A 15,563-nucleotide genomic window follows, 5' to 3' on the forward strand; every position below is an offset into this window, starting at 1 on the left:
TTGCGCCGATCGCGATGGAAGAAGGTCTGCGTTTTGCAATCCGTGAAGGTGGCCGTACTGTCGGCGCCGGCGTGGTTGCAAAAATCGTAGAGTAAGCTGAGGCTTTAAGAGTAAACGTCGTCGAAAGGCGGCGCTTGTAGGCCAGTAGTTCAATTGGTAGAGCACCGGTCTCCAAAACCGGCTGTTGGGGGTTCGAGTCCCTCCTGGCCTGCCACTTACGCGGACACCGCTTCGTGAAGACGAAGTGGTGTTTTGCGCTTAGTAAAAAGGATGCGGTCACAAGATGGTAGCGAAGGCTGAAGAGCAAAGTCGCCTCGATGGGCTGAAGTGGGTCGTTGTTGCCCTGCTGGTCGCGGTAGGTGTTGGCGGCAACATGTACTTCTCTGATGAGTCGCTGTTGTATCGCGTTATCGCCTTGCTGGTGCTGGCTGTTGCCGCCGGTTTTGTTGCTGCGCAAACCAGCCGTGGAGCGGCCTTTTTCTCGTTGGTGAAAGGTGCGCGTAACGAGATTCGCAAGGTTGTATGGCCCACTCGCCAAGAAGGTACACAGACCACATTGATTGTTGTGGCGTTTGTGGTTGTGGCGGCGCTGATTCTCTGGGGGTTGGATAGCCTTTTGGGCTGGTTGGCCTCAATGGTAATAGGTTGAGGGCGAAATCATGGCTAAACGTTGGTATGTAGTTCACGCCTATTCCGGCTTCGAAAAGAAAGTGGCCTCTGCGCTGAAAGAGCGCATTGAGTTGTCTGGTTTGCAAGAGCGTTTTGGTGAGGTGTTGGTGCCCACTGAAGAAGTCGTGGAAATGCGCGGCGGACAAAAGCGTAAAAGCGAGCGTAAGTTTTTCCCCGGTTACGTCTTGATCGAGATGGAGCTGGATGATGATACCTGGCACTTGGTAAAAGAGACGCCGCGTGTCATGGGCTTTATTGGCGGCAAGGCAGACAAGCCCGCGCCGATTACGCAAAAAGAAGCTGATGCCATTCTTCAGCGTGTTGAGAGCGGCGAAAAGCCCAAGCCCAAAACCTTGTTCGAGCCGGGCGAAATGGTCCGTGTTATCGATGGTCCCTTCAACGACTTTAATGGTGTTGTTGAGGAAGTTAATTATGAAAAGAACCGTCTGCATGTGGCGGTGCTGATTTTTGGTCGTTCTACGCCGGTCGAGCTGGATTTCGGTCAGGTAGAAAAGACCTGAGGTCGCCTGGGTCGGCTTGTGTCGACGCTGGGTGAAATAAACGGGGAGCCGTTGACGGGTCGAAAGGCTTTGAGGCGTTAATACCCACGAGGAGAAAACAATGGCTAAGAAAATTCAAGCTTATATCAAGCTTCAGGTGCCCGCTGGCGGCGCCAACCCAAGCCCCCCGGTTGGTCCAGCTCTGGGTCAGCACGGCGTTAACATCATGGAATTCTGTAAGGCGTTTAATGCTCAGACTCAGAGCATGGAAAACGGTATGCCGATTCCGGTTGTGATCACCGTTTACTCCGATCGCAGCTTCACCTTTACCACCAAGACTCCGCCGGCGTCATTCCTGCTGAAGAAAGCAGCAGGTGTTAAGAGTGGTTCTGGTACCCCGAATACCAAAAAGGTGGGCAAGGTGACCCGTGCCCAGCTCGAAGAAATTGCAACGCTGAAAATGCCAGATCTGACTGCAGCCGATATGGATGCAGCGGTGCGCACTATTGCTGGTAGCGCCCGCGCCGCCGGCATCGAAGTGGAGGGTGTGTAACATGGCCAAATTGAGCAAGCGTCAAAAAGCAATCCGCGAAAAAGTGGTTCCCGGTAAGCAGTACAGCATGGAAGAAGCTGTTGCTCTGCTGAAAGAACTGTCTACTGTTAAGTTCGCTGAAGCCGTTGATGTCGCAGTTAATCTGGGTGTTGATGCGCGTAAATCTGATCAAGCGGTTCGCGGTGCAACCACTCTGCCTAACGGTACTGGCAAAGACGTGCGTGTTGCTGTGTTCACTCAAGGTGAAAATGCTGAGAAAGCCAAAGCTGCCGGTGCAGATTTTGTCGGCATGGAAGATCTGGCTGAACAAGTTAAAGGCGGCATGATGGACTTTGACGTCGTTGTTGCATCACCCGATGCGATGCGCGTTGTGGGTCAGCTCGGTCAGGTACTGGGTCCCCGTGGTCTTATGCCTAACCCGAAAACGGGCACCGTGACTCCCGATGTGGAAACGGCCGTTAAGAATGCTAAGGCTGGTCAGGTTCGTTACCGTACGGACAAAAACGGTATCATCCACGGCGCTATCGGCAGCATCAAGTTTGAAACGTCCGCGCTGCAGGAGAATCTGGAAGCGCTGCTGGCTGACCTGAAGAAGGCCAAGCCCGCATCCGCTAAAGGCGTCTACCTGAAAAAAATCACGCTGTCTTCGACCATGGGTCCAGGGCTGGTGATTGATCAAAGCAGCCTGGCGGCTAAGTAAGTTTATCGCCGGGTCTATTGGCCCGGCAGCCGAGTAATCGGCAAGACTTTGTGGTCTTTGACAAGCGACCTACTGTGTCAAAAGACAAAGACCATCAAAGACCGTAGGTGAGTTGAAGCTCGTAAGAGTGGGTTCTCTTAATAGGTGTGTTGCTTTGGCAGCGTTACCGGCACCGGCCTACGCAGATGGTGGATTGGATTTGTTCACCACATGAACGGTTGCCTGCTTCGGTAGGCGGTCTACGGTAAGTAACTGACAAATCCAGGAGTTATCCAAGTGGCATTAAGACTCGAAGACAAGAAAGCGATTGTTGCTGATGTTAACGAGACTGCCGCGAGTGCACTGTCATTGGTTATTGCCGACGCCCGTGGGTGTACGGTAGGCGAAATGACTGAGCTCCGCAAGCTGGCGCGGGAATCCCAGGTTGATCTGCGTGTTGTGCGCAACACCCTGGCGAAAATCGCGTTGAAGGGCACTGAATTCGAGTGCGCAGAAGAGGCCTTTAAAGGCCCCTCTCTGTTGGCATTCTCGATGGAAGACCCGGGCGCAGCGGCGCGTATCTTCAAAGACTTCGCTAAAGAGCATGAAGACTTTGAAGTGAAAGCACTGGCGGTAAGTGGCCAGCTGATGGGTGCGGAACAATTGGATGTGCTGGCGAAACTGCCAACGCGCGAGCAGGCTCTGTCTATGTTGATGAGCGTAATGCTGGCGCCGGCGACCAAGCTGGTACAGACCATGAACGAAGTTCCCGGCAAGCTGGTTCGTACATTGGCCGCGGTTCGCGATCAGAAAGAAGCTGCTTAATCGCAGCCTAGTTAACGTTTTTTATTTTTTTACATTTGACACAGTAGGGAGTTGAAAATGGCTCTGTCTAAAGACGATATCCTCAACGCAATCGCTGAAATGAGCGTAATGGAAGTTGTTGAACTCATCGAAGCAATGGAAGAGAAGTTCGGCGTAACTGCCGCGGCTGCTGTTGCTGCTGCCCCGGTTGCTGCTGCTGAAGGTGGCGCTGCTGCTGCTGAGCAAACCGAGTTCGACGTAGTGCTGGCTGGCGCTGGTGACAAGAAAGTTAACGTCATCAAAGCCGTTCGTGCCATCACTGGCCTGGGTCTGAAAGAAGCCAAAGAAATGGTTGACGGTGCGCCTTCAACTGTTAAAGAAGGTGTTTCTAAAGAAGACGCAGAAGAAGCTAAAAAGCAACTGGAAGAAGCCGGCGCCTCTGTCGAGCTCAAGTAAGTTGCTGATAGACCTGTTAGCAGGTCGATCTCAAGCGAGGCTGGTGGGTTTATCCCGCCGGCCTTTTGCTGTTTGAGACATTCGGCCGGGGCATTGGCTCTGGTCAGCGACGGCAAGACCGTTGCGCAAACGATGCCGGCGCCAGTTGCGCAGGGGTCAGGTAATGATGCTGGGGAGTACTGATGGCTTACTCGTACACTGAGAAAAAACGTATCCGCAAGGATTTTGGCAAGTTGCCACACGTCATGGACGTGCCCTACCTCCTTGCGATTCAGTTAGATTCCTACAAGAAATTTACGCAGCAAGGGATTCCGGCTGCTGAACGCGGTGAACATGGACTTCACGCCGCATTTAAATCCATCTTCCCAATCGTAAGTTATTCAGGAAACGCGGCGCTGGAGTACGTGGACTACGTGCTTGGTGCTCCGGCGTTTGACGTGAATGAGTGTCAGCTGCGTGGTGTGACGTTCTCTGTGCCACTGCGCGTCAAAGTGCGCTTGATCATTTACGATAAAGATTCTGCCAATAAAAGCATCAAAGATATCAAAGAGCAGGAAGTCTACATGGGGGAAATCCCCCTGATGACAGAAAACGGTACCTTCGTCATCAATGGTACCGAGCGCGTGATCGTATCCCAGCTGCATCGCTCCCCAGGCGTATTCTTCGATCACGACCGCGGCAAGACCCACTCATCGGGCAAGCTGTTGTACTCTGCGCGGGTCATTCCCTACCGTGGTTCATGGTTGGACTTCGAGTTCGACCCCAAGGACCTTGTTTACGTCCGTATCGACCGTCGTCGCAAGCTCCCGGCAACGATCCTTCTGCGTGCTCTGGGTATGAGCGCGGAAGAAATTCTGGATGTTTTCTACGACGTCAACACCTTCAAAGTGTCCAAAGAAGGGACTTTCAGCATTGAGCTGATTCCTGAGCGTCTGCGCGGTGAAGTCGCCACCTTCGATATTTGTGGCAAAGACGGCGAAGTGATTGTGGAAACCGGTCGCCGTATTACTGCGCGCCACATCCGTCAGTTGGAAAAATCCAAGCTGAAGGAGCTGGTAGTGCCTGTCGAGTATCTGGTCGGCCGTGCACTGGCGAAGGATGTTGTTGACACGAAAACAGGCGAAATCCTCTACGCCTGTAACGCTGAAATTACGCTGGAGATGATTGAAAAGCTCCAGGAATCAGGTGTGTCTGAAATTGAGACCTTGTACACCAACGAACTGGATTGCGGTCCCTTCGTCAGCGATACCCTGCGCACTGATCCAACGAACTCAGAGCTGGAAGCCCTGGTTGAAATCTATCGCATGATGCGCCCCGGTGAGCCGCCGACTAAAGAGTCAGCGGAAAACCTGTTCCAGAACTTGTTCTTCTCTGCCGAGCGTTACGACCTGTCTGCTGTCGGTCGTATGAAGTTCAACCGTCGTCTTGGCCGTGAAGAGATTGTTGGCCCCGGTACGCTGGATAAAGACGACATTGTCGCTGTGCTGAAAACGCTGGTCGACATTCGTAACGGTAAAGGGGTGGTAGACGATATTGACCACCTGGGTAACCGCCGTATTCGCTCTGTGGGTGAAATGGCTGAGAACCAATTCCGCGTAGGTCTGGTTCGTGTTGAGCGCGCAGTTAAAGAGCGCTTGTCCATGGCGGAAAGCGAGGGCCTGATGCCTCAGGACCTGATTAACGCCAAGCCGGTTGCGGCAGCCGTAAAAGAGTTCTTTGGCTCTTCGCAGCTGTCACAGTTTATGGACCAGAACAACCCGCTGTCGGAGATTACTCACAAGCGCCGTGTTTCTGCGCTTGGTCCCGGTGGTCTGACTCGCGAGCGTGCAGGCTTTGAGGTACGGGACGTACACCCGACTCACTACGGTCGCGTTTGTCCTATCGAAACACCTGAAGGTCCGAACATCGGTCTGATCAACTCGCTGGCAACCTATGCGCGCACCAACGAGTATGGCTTCCTGGAAAGCCCCTACCGAAAAGTCATCGATGGCAAGGTTACCGATGAAATCGAGTACCTGTCGGCTATCAACGAGGCCGAGCAGGTGATCGCTCAGGCTTCCGCGGCGATGAATGACAAGGGCGAGCTGACCGACGAAATGGTTGCAGTACGGCACATGAACGAATTTACCGTTATGCCGCCGGAAAAAGTGACCTACATGGATGTGTCGCCCAAGCAGGTGGTCTCCGTGGCGGCGTCGTTGATCCCCTTCCTCGAGCACGATGATGCGAACCGTGCATTGATGGGCTCGAACATGCAACGTCAGGCTGTGCCGACGCTGAAAGCAGATAAGCCATTGGTTGGTACTGGTTTTGAGCGCTATGTGGCGTCTGACTCCGGTGTTTGTGTGGTCGCTCGCCGTGGCGGTGTGATCGACAGCGTGGATTCCTCGCGCATTGTTGTTCGCGTCGACAACGACGAAGTGCAGCCTGGTCAGCCTCCGGTGGACATCTACAACCTGACCAAGTACACCCGCTCGAACCAGAACACCTGCATTAACCAGCGTCCGATTGTGCGCGAAGGTGATGCGGTGCATCGTGGTGATATTCTGGCTGACGGCCCCTCGGTTGATCTGGGTGAGCTGGCGTTGGGTCAGAACATGCGCATCGCGTTCATGCCTTGGAACGGTTACAACTTCGAGGACTCCATCCTGGTGTCTGAGCGTGTTGTAAAAGAAGACCGCTTCACTACTATTCATATCCAAGAGCTGACCTGTATCGCCCGTGATACCAAGCTTGGGCCCGAGGAAATTTCGTCGGATATCCCGAACGTGGGTGAGGGTGCGCTGGCCAACCTGGACGAGTCCGGTATTGTCTACATCGGTGCGGAAGTTGGCCCCGGTGACATCCTGGTCGGTAAAGTCACGCCCAAAGGCGAGACTCAGCTGACGCCGGAAGAGAAACTGCTGCGTGCGATCTTTGGTGAGAAAGCCTCAGACGTCAAAGACACCTCCCTGCGTGTGCCTTCCAGCACCAAGGGTACGGTGATCGACGTACAGGTTTTCACCCGTGACGGTCTGGAAAAAGACAAGCGCGCGCTGGAAATTGAAAAAATGCAGCTCGACCAGTTCCGCAAGGATCTGAACGAGGAATACCGCATTGTTGAAGAGGCGACTTTTGCGCGCCTGCGTCACCAGCTCGAAGGCCAGAAAGTTCTTAGTGGCCCTGGCTTGAAGAAGAACGATGAGCTGACCTCCGCTGTTCTTGACGGGCTGAAGAAAGACGACTGGTTCAAACTGCGTCTGGCTGACGAGCCTATTAATGCTGCTCTGGAAGATGCTGACAAACAGTTGGCGGAGCATCGCAAAACGCTGGAAGAGCGCTTTGAAGACAAGAAACGCAAGCTGACCACCGGCGACGATCTGGCACCGGGTGTGCTGAAAATCGTTAAGGTGTATCTGGCGATCAAGCGCCGCATCCAGCCGGGTGACAAGATGGCGGGTCGTCACGGTAACAAAGGGGTTATCTCGGTCATTATGCCGGTTGAGGATATGCCCTTTGATGAAAAAGGCGAGCCGGTCGATATCGTTCTCAACCCACTGGGCGTACCGTCCCGGATGAACGTTGGGCAGATTCTTGAAACTCACCTTGGCCTGGCGGCCAAAGGCCTGGGTAACAAGATTGATGAAATGCTTCGCGAACAGCGCAAAGTCGCTGAGATGCGTGAGTTCCTTGGCAAGGTCTATAACGATGGCGCGGGTCGCGCGGAAGACTTGGACAGCTTCAGCGACCAGCAAATCGTTGAGCTGGCTGGCAACCTCCGTGGTGGTGTGCCGATGGCCACGCAAGTGTTTGATGGTGCCAATGAAGGCGAAATCAAAAACCTGCTGAAGTTGGCCGACCTGCCTGACAGCGGTCAGCTGAAATTGTTCGACGGCCGTACCGGTATGGAATTTGATCGTCCGGTTACCGTGGGCTACATGTACATGCTCAAGCTGAACCACTTGGTCGACGACAAAATGCATGCGCGTTCCACCGGTTCTTACAGCCTGGTTACTCAGCAGCCGCTGGGTGGTAAGGCGCAGTTCGGTGGTCAGCGCTTCGGTGAGATGGAAGTCTGGGCACTGGAAGCTTACGGCGCCGCATACACCTTGCAGGAAATGCTCACTGTTAAGTCGGACGACGTTAACGGTCGCACCAAGATGTACAAAAACATCGTTGATGGTGATCAGCGGATGGAGCCGGGCATGCCCGAGTCCTTCAACGTACTGGTCAAAGAGATCCGCTCGTTGGGTATCAACATCGAACTGGATTCTGAATAAGCATCAACAACGATTGGCAAGGGGCGCCCCGTCTTCGGATGTGTGGGCGCCTAGATTAAACCCCTTGCGGAGGAACGGCCTTGAAAGACTTATTGAATTTACTTAAGCAGGGACAGCAGAGCGAAGAGTTTGACTCAATTCGCATTGGCCTGGCATCGCCTGAGCTGATCCGCTCCTGGTCTTTCGGTGAAGTTAAAAAACCGGAAACCATCAACTACCGTACTTTTAAGCCCGAGCGCGACGGTCTGTTCTGTGCCAAGATTTTTGGTCCAGTGAAAGACTACGAGTGTCTGTGTGGCAAATACAAACGCCTTAAGCACCGCGGTGTTATCTGTGAAAAGTGTGGCGTTGAAGTTGCCCTGGCGAAAGTGCGCCGCGAGCGCATGGGCCACATCGAGCTGGCCAGCCCGGTTGCTCACATCTGGTTCCTGAAGTCGCTGCCGAGCCGTATCGGCTTGTTGCTGGACATGACTCTGCGCGATATCGAGCGAATCCTGTACTTCGAATCCTATGTTGTGACTGACCCCGGCATGACCACCCTTGAGAAAGGGCAGCTGCTGAGCGACGAGCAATACTTCGAAGCGATGGAAGAGTTTGGTGATGACTTCACTGCCAAAATGGGCGCTGAAGCTATTATGCACCTGCTCACCGAGCTGGATATGCACGATGAGATCGAGCGTCTGCGTGAAGAAATTCCTGCGACCAACTCAGAAACTAAGATCAAGAAGCTGTCCAAGCGGCTCAAGCTTATTGAAGCGCTGGCCGACTCGGGCAACAAGCCTGAGTGGATGATCCTGCAAGTGCTGCCAGTGCTGCCGCCGGACTTGCGTCCGCTGGTGCCACTGGATGGCGGCCGTTTTGCGACGTCTGATCTGAACGACTTGTATCGCCGTGTTATCAACCGCAACAACCGTCTGAAGCGTCTGCTGGACCTTAACGCCCCTGACATCATCGTGCGCAACGAAAAGCGCATGCTGCAGGAATCGGTTGATGCCTTGTTGGATAACGGCCGTCGCGGTCGTGCCATCACCGGCTCAAACAAACGCCCGCTGAAGTCGCTGGCTGACATGATCAAGGGTAAGCAGGGCCGCTTCCGTCAGAACCTGCTGGGTAAGCGTGTCGACTACTCCGGCCGTTCCGTTATCGTGGTGGGTCCGACCCTGCGTTTGCACCAGTGTGGTCTGCCCAAGAAAATGGCGCTGGAGCTGTTCAAGCCCTTTATCTTTGGCAAGCTGGAAGCCCGCGGCCTGGCAACCACAATTAAAGCCGCCAAGAAAATGGTTGAGCGTGAGCCGCCGGAAGTGTGGGACATCCTTGCTGAAGTTATCCGCGAGCACCCCGTACTGCTGAACCGTGCGCCCACTCTGCACCGTCTGGGTATCCAGGCGTTTGAGCCGGTGCTGATCGAAGGTAAAGCGATCCAGCTTCACCCGCTGGTATGTGCTGCTTACAACGCTGACTTCGACGGTGACCAGATGGCAGTACACGTGCCGCTGACGCTGGAAGCACAGCTTGAAGCGCGTGCGTTGATGATGTCCACCAACAACATCCTGTCTCCTGCCAACGGTGAGCCGATTATCGTACCGTCTCAAGACGTGGTATTGGGCTTGTATTGGATGACGCGTGACCGTGTTAATGCGCTGGGTGAAGGCATGACCTTCTCTAGCCCGCAGGAAGTACAGCGCGCCTATGCCGGTGGCAAGGTGCATCTGCAAGCGCGCATTAAGTGCCGCCTGACTCAGGTCAGTGTCGACGAAGACGGTGAGCGCACCTCGGTACGCAGCATTGTGGACACTACTGTGGGTCGTGTTGTGCTGTGGCGTATCGTCCCCGATGGTCTGCCTTTCGACCTGGTAAACCAGTCGATGACCAAAAAAGCGATTTCGCGCCTGCTGAACGAGTGCTACCGCCAAGTAGGCTTGAAGGCGACGGTTATTCTCGGCGACCAATTGATGTACACCGGTTTTGAGTACTCGACCCGTTCGGGCAGCTCAATTGGTGTAAACGACTTTGAAATCCCCGAAGCGAAGGCGCGCATTGTTGCCGCTGCTGACGCGGAAGTGGTGGAGATCGAGAAGCAGTATGCGTCCGGTCTGGTAACCCAGGGTGAGAAGTACAACAAAGTGATCGATATCTGGTCTCGCGCCAACGACCTGGTTTCCAAGTCGATGATGGAAGGCCTGTCGAAAGAGCCTGTCATCAACCGCGATGGCGAAGAAGAGCAGCAGGACTCGTTCAACTCCGTTTATATCTATGCCGACTCAGGCGCCCGGGGTTCACCGGCGCAGATTCGTCAGTTAGCTGGTATGCGGGGCCTGATGGCCAAGCCCGATGGCTCGATCATCGAAACGCCGATTACGGCGAACTTCCGGGAAGGTCTGAACGTACTGCAGTACTTCATCTCGACTCACGGTGCGCGTAAAGGTCTGGCCGATACCGCACTGAAGACAGCTAACTCGGGTTACCTGACGCGCCGTCTGGTCGACGTGGCCCAGGACCTGGTGATCACTGAGGACGACTGTGGCACCGACCAGGGCCTGCTGATGACCCCGGTTATCGAAGGTGGTGACATTATCGAATCGCTGGGCGATCGCGTGCTGGGCCGTATCGTGGCCAAGGACGTTTTCATCCCTGGCACTGATGATGTTGCGGTTGAAGCCGGTGTCATGCTGGACGAAAAAGGCGTTATTGCCCTAGAGGAAATGGGTATCGACGAGATCGAAGTTCGCTCGCCGATTACCTGTGATACCAAGCACGGTGTCTGCTCTATGTGTTACGGCCGCGACCTGGCGCGTGGTCACCTCGTTAACCGCGGTGAATCTGTCGGCGTTATCGCTGCACAGTCCATCGGTGAGCCCGGTACCCAGCTGACCATGCGTACCTTCCACATCGGTGGTGCGGCATCTCGGGCAACGGCTGTCGACAATATTCAGGTTAAGCAGGACGGTAAAGCGCGTCTGCACAACCTCAAGTATGTTGAGCGCGAAGATGGCAGCCTGGTGGCGGTAAGCCGTTCCGGTGAACTGGCGATTACTGACAAGAGCGGTCGTGAGCGTGAGCGCTACAAGCTGCCTTATGGTGCCGTAATTAAAGTTGCCGACCGCGCTGACGTGAATGCTGGCGACATCGTTGCGAGCTGGGACCCTCACACTCACCCCATCATCACGGAAGTGGCGGGTATCGTTAAGATGTCCGGCATGGAAGAGGGTATTACCGTTAAGCGCCAGACGGATGAGCTGACCGGTCTGAGCAGTATTTCGGTAATGGAGCAGTCTGAGCGTCCGGCGGCCGGTAAAGATATGCGCCCGGCGGTAACGCTGGTTGATACCAATGGTGAAGAGCTTTGTCTGGCGGGCACAAACGTTCCTGCCCACTACTTCTTGAGTGAATACGCGATCGTCAGCTTGGAAGACGGTGCCCAAGTTAAGGTCGGTGACGTGATTGCGAAAATTCCGCAGGAAAGTTCGAAAACGCGTGACATCACCGGTGGTCTGCCGCGTGTTGCCGACTTGTTTGAGGCGCGTAAGCCGAAAGAGCCGGCTATTCTGGCGGAAATCAGCGGTACGGTTTCCTTTGGTAAAGAAACCAAGGGCAAGCGCCGCCTGATTATCACTCCGGCCGATGGCAAGCCGCTGGCCGATGGCAGCGATCACTACGAAGTGCTGATTCCGAAGTGGCGTCAACTGACTGTCTTCGAAGGTGAGCAGGTTGAGAAGGGTGAGATCGTTTCTGAAGGCCCGCTCAGCCCGCACGATATCCTCCGTTTGAAGGGCGTGGAAGAGCTGGCGAAATACATCGTCAACGAAATCCAGGACGTTTACCGTCTGCAGGGCGTTAAGATCAACGATAAGCACATCGAGGTTATCTGCCGCCAGATGCTGCGTAAGGTCAACATCCTGACATCCGGTGATTCGTCCTTCATCAAGGGTGAGCAAGTCGAGTATGTTCGCGTTGCTGAAGAAAACGAGCGCCTGCATACCGAGGATAAAGTGCCTGCGAGCTTCGAGCGTGAGCTGCTGGGTATCACCAAAGCCTCGCTGGCTACCGAATCTTTCATTTCGGCAGCCTCGTTCCAGGAGACGACGCGTGTCCTGACCGAAGCGGCGGTGACCGGCAAGCGCGATTACCTGCGTGGCCTGAAAGAAAACGTGGTTGTAGGGCGCCTTATTCCTGCGGGAACCGGCTTGGCCTACCACCGCGATCGCAAGCTCAAGCGCGAAGAATCCAGCAGTACGGTTTCGGCGCAAGAGATCGAAGCAGCACTGTCGGAGGCTCTCAGCGACCAAGGCTGAGCGCCATCGGCGACTTGACGGAAGCGGAGCGCGTCTTTAGAATTCGCGCTCCGCTTTTTTTACATTGTCGACACCTGTTGGCAATCGGTTGGTCAGCACATGTGGTGCTGGCCTTTAGTATCTGGAGTCCTAGCAAATGGCAACGATTAACCAACTGGTTCGTCAGCCGAGAAAGCGCAAGGCCGCTAAAAGTGACGTACCTGCTCTGCAGGCCTGTCCTCAGCGTCGTGGCGTTTGTACTCGCGTTTACACCACCACGCCGAAGAAGCCGAACTCAGCGCTTCGTAAAGTGTGCCGTGTACGTCTGACCAACGGTTACGAAGTTTCTTCCTACATCGGTGGTGAAGGCCACAACCTGCAAGAGCACAGCGTTGTGCTGATTCGCGGTGGTCGTGTTAAAGACCTTCCCGGTGTGCGTTACCACACTGTGCGCGGTAGCCTCGACACCTCGGGTGTTGCTAACCGTAAGCAAGGCCGTTCTAAGTACGGTGCCAAGCGTCCCAAGGCGTAATTGCCGGACGTTAATTTGATTTGAGTAAGGCCGGGCCCTCGCGTTTTGCGACTGTTGCTTGGATTACCCTGAAGAGAGAGAAAAGTTATGCCAAGAAGACGCGTTGCCGCCAAGCGTGAAATCCTGCCGGATCCTAAATTCGGAAACCTCACTCTGGCCAAGTTTATGAACCACGTTATGGTCAGCGGTAAGAAATCGGTTGCAGAGCGCATTGTCTATGGAGCTCTGGACCTGGTGCAGGAGCGTTTGAGCAAAGATCCTATCGAAGTATTCGACGAGGCGCTGGAAAATATTGCGCCGATGGTGGAAGTAAAATCCCGTCGTGTAGGTGGTGCCACTTATCAGGTGCCAGTAGAAGTACGTCCGAGTCGCCGTACGGCTCTGGCAATGCGCTGGCTGGTAGATTTCTCTCGTGGCCGTGGTGAAAAGTCCATGCGTCAGCGTCTTGCTGGTGAGATTATCGATGCTTCTCAGGGCAAGGGCTCTGCAGTGAAGAAGCGCGAAGACGTGCACCGCATGGCCGAAGCCAACAAGGCCTTCTCGCACTTCCGTTTCTAAACGTCCATTTACCTTTAATTTGGGGAATGCATTGTGGCTCGTAAGACTCCCATCGCGCGTTACCGGAACATAGGTATTTGTGCCCACGTGGATGCAGGAAAAACCACCACTTCTGAGCGAATTCTGTTCTATACAGGACTGTCGCACAAAATTGGTGAAGTGCATGATGGCGCAGCGACCATGGACTGGATGGAGCAGGAGCAGGAGCGTGGTATTACCATCACGTCTGCTGCGACGACGTGCTTTTGGGCGGGAATGCAGCAACAGTTCGAGCAGCACCGCGTCAACATCATCGATACACCGGGGCACGTAGACTTCACTGTCGAAGTTGAGCGTTCCCTGCGGGTGCTTGATGGCGCTATCGTGGTGTTGTGTGGTTCTTCGGGTGTTCAGCCTCAGACTGAAACGGTCTGGCGTCAGGCGAATAAATACGAAGTCCCCAGAATGGTGTTTGTAAACAAGATGGACCGCGCTGGCGCAAACTTCGAAAGAGTGGTCAGTCAACTGCGTGAACGCCTGGGCGCCAATGCTGTGCCCATGCAGATGACGATTGGTTCTGAGGATGAGTTCCGAGGCGTTGTCGATCTGGTAAAAATGAAGGCCATCATCTGGAATGAAGAAGACCAGGGGATGACCTTTACCTACGAGGATGTTCCTTCTGACTTGCAGGATCTCTGTGAAGAGATGCGTGAGTACATGGTTGAGGCGGCTGCCGAAGCTAATGAAGAGCTGATGGACAAATACCTCGAAGAAGGTGAGTTGAGCGAGGAAGAAATCAAAGCTGGTATTCGTGCGCGCACGCTGGCCAATGAAATTATTCCTGTGTTCGGTGGCTCTGCCTTTAAGAATAAGGGTGTGCAGGCGGTTTTGGATGCCGTTATTGAGTATATGCCGTCGCCGCGCGAAGTTAAGGCGATTGAGGGTGTGTTGGATGACGCGGCGGAAACCGTGGCGACCCGTGAAGCTGATGACGATGCCCCGTTTGCAGCGTTGGCGTTCAAAATAGCTACCGACCCGTTTGTTGGTACGCTGACGTTCTTCCGTGTTTATTCCGGCAAGCTGGAGAGCGGCACGGCTGTGCTGAACTCGGTAAAGGGAAAGAAAGAGCGCGTCGGTCGTATGGTGCAGATGCACTCTAATGATCGTCAGGAAATCAAAGAAGTTCTTGCGGGCGATATCGCTGCGGCCATAGGCCTGAAAGATGTGACGACGGGTGACACCTTGTGCGACCCGGACAACATCATCGTGCTTGAGCGCATGGAATTCCCTGAGCCCGTAATCTCTGTGGCGGTTGAGCCTCGGTCGAAAGCGGACCAAGAGAAAATGGGGATTGCGCTGGGCAAGCTTGCTCAGGAAGATCCGTCGTTCCGTGTGAAGACAGATGAAGAAACTGGGCAGACGATTATCTCGGGTATGGGGGAATTGCACCTCGATATCATCGTTGATCGGATGCGTCGGGAATTCAGTGTTGAGGCCAATATCGGTAAGCCTCAGGTGGCCTATCGAGAAGCCATTCGCAATAACTGCGAAATAGAAGGCAAGTTTGTTCGTCAGTCCGGTGGTCGCGGTCAGTACGGTCACGTCTGGGTGCGGTTTGAGCCGGGCGAAGATGCCAATGCTGAGGGCCTTGAGTTTGTGAACGAGGTTGTTGGTGGTGTGGTTCCGAAGGAATACATCCCCGCGGTTCAGAAAGGCATCGAAGAGCAGATGCAAAATGGGGTGCTGGCGGGTTATCCGCTGCTGGGGTTGAAGGCGACGTTGTACGACGGCTCCTTCCACGACGTTGACTCAAACGAGATGGCGTTTAAAGTGGCGGCCTCTATGGCAACCAAAAAGCTTGCCCAACAGGGTGGTGCGGTGTTGCTTGAGCCGATCATGAGCGTGGAAATTGTAACGCCCGAAGAGAATATGGGTGATGTGGTTGGCGATCTCAATCGTCGTCGCGGCATTATCCTGGGTATGGAAGAAAGCGTATCCGGTAAGGTCGTCAATGCTGAAGTACCGCTGGCGGAAATGTTCGGTTATGCGACAGACCTGCGTAGTGCGACCCAGGGTCGTGCGACCTTCACCATGGAGTTTGAGAAGTACTCCGAGGCGCCGAAGAACATCGCAGACGAAATTATTTCGAAAAATCAGGGCTGATTACCCAAACTTTAGAACGAGGAAATAATCGTGGCAAAGGAAAAATTTGAACGTAGTAAGCCCCACGTCAACGTGGGCACCATCGGTCACGTTGACCATGGTAAAACCACTCTGACCGCAGCACTGACTCGTGTCTGTGC

The 15,563-nt window shown here is 54.4% G+C and carries 13 protein-coding genes and 1 tRNA gene; all 14 read left to right on the forward strand.

Going from position 1 to position 15,563, the window contains the following annotated elements:
- Positions 1 to 95: EF-Tu C-terminal domain-related protein (locus G411_RS21995; RefSeq protein ID WP_022960710.1), on the forward strand; the 95-nt coding region annotated here is incomplete at its 5' end.
- Positions 96 to 138: 43 nt separating this feature from the next.
- Positions 139 to 214 (forward strand) — tRNA-Trp (locus tag G411_RS0118685).
- 69 nt (positions 215 to 283) lie between these two features.
- Complete coding sequence (gene secE, locus G411_RS0118690) at positions 284 to 649, forward strand: preprotein translocase subunit SecE (protein WP_022960711.1); 366 nt, start codon at positions 284 to 286, stop codon at positions 647 to 649.
- 10 nt (positions 650 to 659) lie between these two features.
- On the forward strand, positions 660 to 1,190 hold the full coding sequence (nusG, locus tag G411_RS0118695) for a transcription termination/antitermination protein NusG (protein ID WP_022960712.1): 531 nt from the start codon (positions 660 to 662) through the stop codon (positions 1,188 to 1,190).
- A gap of 100 nt (positions 1,191 to 1,290) precedes the next feature.
- On the forward strand, positions 1,291 to 1,722 hold the full coding sequence (rplK, locus tag G411_RS0118700) for a 50S ribosomal protein L11 (RefSeq protein ID WP_022960713.1): 432 nt from the start codon (positions 1,291 to 1,293) through the stop codon (positions 1,720 to 1,722).
- Position 1,723: 1 nt separating this feature from the next.
- Positions 1,724 to 2,422 carry a 50S ribosomal protein L1 gene (gene rplA / locus G411_RS0118705; protein ID WP_022960714.1) on the forward strand — a complete coding sequence of 233 codons (699 nt, stop codon included), beginning with the start codon at positions 1,724 to 1,726 and terminating at the stop codon, positions 2,420 to 2,422.
- A 276-nt stretch (positions 2,423 to 2,698) separates the two neighbouring features.
- Positions 2,699 to 3,226, forward strand: coding sequence for a 50S ribosomal protein L10 (gene rplJ, locus G411_RS0118710; protein ID WP_022960715.1), 528 nt, complete (start codon positions 2,699 to 2,701; stop codon positions 3,224 to 3,226).
- 57 nt (positions 3,227 to 3,283) lie between these two features.
- Positions 3,284 to 3,661: a 50S ribosomal protein L7/L12 gene (gene rplL / locus G411_RS0118715; protein WP_022960716.1), complete on the forward strand. Its 378-nt coding sequence runs from the start codon at positions 3,284 to 3,286 to the stop codon at positions 3,659 to 3,661.
- Positions 3,662 to 3,843: 182 nt separating this feature from the next.
- Positions 3,844 to 7,920 (forward strand): DNA-directed RNA polymerase subunit beta, encoded by a 4,077-nt coding sequence (gene rpoB, locus G411_RS0118720; protein WP_022960717.1) that lies wholly within the window; start codon positions 3,844 to 3,846, stop codon positions 7,918 to 7,920.
- Positions 7,921 to 8,000: 80 nt separating this feature from the next.
- A complete protein-coding gene (rpoC, locus tag G411_RS0118725) occupies positions 8,001 to 12,212 on the forward strand; it encodes a DNA-directed RNA polymerase subunit beta' (protein WP_022960718.1) in 4,212 nt (1,403 codons plus the stop codon).
- 136 nt (positions 12,213 to 12,348) lie between these two features.
- Entirely contained in the window at positions 12,349 to 12,723 is a 375-nt protein-coding gene (rpsL, locus tag G411_RS0118730; RefSeq protein ID WP_022960719.1) for a 30S ribosomal protein S12, read from the forward strand.
- Positions 12,724 to 12,810: 87 nt separating this feature from the next.
- Positions 12,811 to 13,281, forward strand: coding sequence for a 30S ribosomal protein S7 (gene rpsG, locus G411_RS0118735; RefSeq protein ID WP_022960720.1), 471 nt, complete (start codon positions 12,811 to 12,813; stop codon positions 13,279 to 13,281).
- A gap of 33 nt (positions 13,282 to 13,314) precedes the next feature.
- Positions 13,315 to 15,423, forward strand: a complete 2,109-nt coding sequence (fusA, locus tag G411_RS0118740; RefSeq protein WP_022960721.1) for an elongation factor G — start codon at positions 13,315 to 13,317, stop codon at positions 15,421 to 15,423.
- 30 nt (positions 15,424 to 15,453) lie between these two features.
- A partial coding sequence (locus G411_RS22000) for a GTP-binding protein (RefSeq protein ID WP_211218377.1) occupies positions 15,454 to 15,563 on the forward strand: 110 nt, incomplete at its 3' end.

It is taken from the genome of Spongiibacter tropicus DSM 19543, assembly GCF_000420325.1.
In the GTDB taxonomy this organism is placed as follows: Bacteria; Pseudomonadota; Gammaproteobacteria; order Pseudomonadales; family Spongiibacteraceae; genus Spongiibacter; species Spongiibacter tropicus.